Source organism: Pseudoalteromonas sp. Z1A6 (assembly GCF_011378745.1).
Taxonomy (GTDB): Bacteria; Pseudomonadota; Gammaproteobacteria; order Enterobacterales; family Alteromonadaceae; genus Pseudoalteromonas; species Pseudoalteromonas arctica.
Genome location: NZ_WTKW01000404.1, coordinates 1 through 3,449, shown reverse-complemented (window position 1 = coordinate 3,449; position 3,449 = coordinate 1). Strand labels below are relative to the sequence as shown.

General features: G+C 39.5%; 1 protein-coding gene. It reads right to left on the bottom strand.

The features are described 5' to 3' along the window. Positions 1-130: 130 nt before the first annotated feature. Entirely contained in the window at positions 131-3,163 is a 3,033-nt protein-coding gene (locus GQR46_RS17795) for a TonB-dependent receptor (protein ID WP_165741808.1), read from the bottom strand. Positions 3,164-3,449 lie beyond the last annotated feature (286 nt).

Sequence of the window (3,449 nt, the reverse complement as noted above, 5' to 3'; positions counted from 1 at the left end):
AGCGTAATTTAGGAGTGAGTTTTTTTAAGTACTGTTTGTTAGTGTTATCGAAAATATAAAATTGAAGAATTTGAGGATCAAAAAAGGCGGTAAAACCGCCTTTTTAATGTGATTTAATGTTTAACTATTATTACAGCTTGTAACTTAAACCTAAGAATAAACGTGGGCCGTAGTCATTCACTTCACCTAAGTTACCTTCAACAAAGAAGTCTTGTGATTTAGGTGCACTGAACAAGTTAATTGCTTCTGCTTTAACTCTAAAGTGCTCATCAATTTTGTATGATGCGCGCATTTCCCATACACCTACGCCATCAACATAACGAAGTCGAGTACCATTTGTAGTATATGGTTGGAAATACTCACTACGATATTTGTAAATAACAGCAGTATCAAATCCACCAATTTGGTAGTACAGCTGGCTGCTAAATACATGCTTTGAGAAACCAGGTACTGAAGCCGACTCAATAATACCGTCAGTTAACTGTGTAGTATTACCATCTACGTCAGTCTCAAACGTATCGCCGTATAAGCTATCTTGGAACTCAAAATCAGTGTCTGCATAGTTGTAACCAAATTTCATACCGATGCCGTTATCCCAGCGGTAAGAAAATGAAGCTTCAAGACCTAATATTTCACTGTCATCGTCTGATGTAACAGAGTTAGTAATTGGTAATGAAACAGTTTCACCGGCAACAGTAAAATCTTCAATTACTGTTTGTTGTTGAAAACCACCGTTGAACTGTTTGTAGTATAAGCTTAACGCTAAGATTGAATCTTCGTTAGGGTACCATTCAAACGCAGCATCGTAGTTCCACGACATAAGCGGTTGAGTGTCCGGGTTACCAGAACCATTTACACCCACTAATAAATCGCTAATTGATGTTGCTGTACCTTCTGTATCTTCTTGGAATGTACGGCTGTAACCTAAATCAGATGGATCTGCGCGTGACATACCACGGTATATACCTGCACGGAATAAAATATCTTCACTGTAGTCAATAACTAGGTTAAAACTTGGTAAATACTTCGTGTAGTCACCACCGCTTTTTATTTTATCCAATGAACCATTATCAGATTCAACCAGAGAAAGTACACCGGTGTCGCTTGTTACTACGTCAAAGCTATTTCTAAAACCAATCGAAGTTACTTCTGTGTCTACAATACGAAGACCAAAGTTACCGCGAATGAATTTACCAAACATTTCAGTATCGTAGTTAGCCATTAAGTACACTGATGTTGTTTTTTCTGTTACATCGATTGTACCTGCATTTTCATATTCAACTTCTGGGTAAGCAAACACACCATCAGCGTTAGAACCAGCTACAGCTTGTGAGAAACATACGTTGTCGTATGTAGCCCATGATGAACCTGTACCGCTATCTACAACGTTACCGTCACTATCAACATTTGTTACGATATCGCCATCAGATACACTTGATAAAAAGCCTGATTCAGGGAAATCGATTTGACAACCTTGTAATACGTCAAGCGCTTCAGTACCAGAGTCTAGTGTGTATTCATTTCGTGAACCGTTACCTTGGCTACCACCATACTGTAGGAAGGTCATTTCAGATGTTCTAATACCACCTTGAATACTGGTGAAAACATTGCCATCTAAGGTATAGTCAAAATCTAGTCGCGCTGAGATAACTTCGTTTTCACGAACATTTTCACGGTCAAGTCGTGTTCTTAGGCTATCTGTAAAGTTTGAAATATCTGTTACGTCAAAGTCTGTCAGTGTGAAATGAGGGATCTCATCGCCCATATCCCAAGAAAAGAAATTACGACCTGATGTTCTACCACGGTTAGATATTTGAAGTTCTTCGCGTTCTGTTTTTGAATACGCTAAATCTAAGTCAACAGTTAATCTATCGGTAACTGTATGTTCTATATTTATGCCGTAACCTTGGTAGTTTTCTTCACGAGAAAATTGCTCACCTGCAGATTCAATTCGCTCTTCGCCTTCCCAATGAAGGATACCGCCAACATCATTAGTAACAAGTGTTGGACCGGTTACGCCTGGTGTTGCACGTTTTTGTAAAAAGATTAAATCGTGGCGTGCTTCTTTTTGTGTTCTATCTGAAATTTGTGCATCAAAGTTAACATCCCAATCAGCTGAAGGTTGATATTGCAGTGCAAAAAACATTGCATCACGTTCATCTGATGTCTCGTTTTGACGGTAGCTTCGGCTACTGCCAGTCCAAGCATAAGGAGTCCCATCACTTACTGCTTTACCTGTATCAGGATCAATTTTTGTATCGTAACCTTGATTTTTACTGCCGCTTACTTGATCTTCACAGTCACCTGCGCTGCTGCGATAAAAACCTTCGTTGGTATTATTAGGATCGTTTAAACACGCCCACAATGAAGAACCTGATGGGCTAGAGCTTCTGTATTCAGCTTCTGGTTGGCTGATATCTTGGCGCTGTACACCAAAAGACACACCAACGGCTTGGCCGTTATCAAATTCAAACTGGTCTACATAACTAAACGTGCCACGGTAACCCGCGTCACTTTGAAGTGAGTTATCTACATTACCTTCATCAGGGTTGTAGTTTAATTTAACTTCAGCTGATACACGTTGCTTGCCAAAATCAAGTGGAGTTATAGTTTCAAGTGCAATAACACCTGCAACACCACCTTCAATCATTGACGCATCTTGCGTTTTATAAATTGCTACTTTTTTTACAAGTTCAGACGGAAACTGCGAAAAGTTAACTGAGCGGTCACCACTACCATTAGTCGCTTCACGACCATTGATATGCGTTGCACTTAAAAATGGACCAAGACCACGAATAGTGATTTCTGTTGCACCACCGTTTTCACGGTGAGATGCAGCACCTGTAATTGATTCCAGTGCTTCACCGATAGACAGTGCTGGTAAATCACCAATATCTTCAGATGACAGGCCATCAACTACCGTTGTTGCTTCACGTTTAATTGCTATTTGGTCTTGAATCGTTCTACGTGTACCTGTAACACTAATTATTTCAACGTCTTCTTCAACTTCTGTCGCTTTTCCCTGATCTTCCTGTGCGCTTGCTGTAAATACGCAAGAACTTGCCATACCTGCGATGACCGCTGTTCTTACCCATTTTGCAACTGGGCGCATTGCAAACTGCCCTGTTGTAGAATTATTGTTATCTCGTGACTTCAACGACATTTGAATTCTCCGCTGGTTGTTGTTGTGTGATTTTAGTGTGTTAGCTTGTTATGCTTATGTATATTTTATGTGACCTTTGACGTTAATATACTTAAACGCAGCACGATGATCAACCAATTTGACGCTTTAATATTACCATAAGGTATACCAATTTTAACTTAGCGGCATTACCAGCAGGTCAGGCAGGTTTTTTACTAGAATATAAACCGCTCTAAACTAGTTTATAAATGGGTAATGTAGGTTGAGAAAAGTGTGGTGATTATTAATAAATAATAAAAAAGCCCCA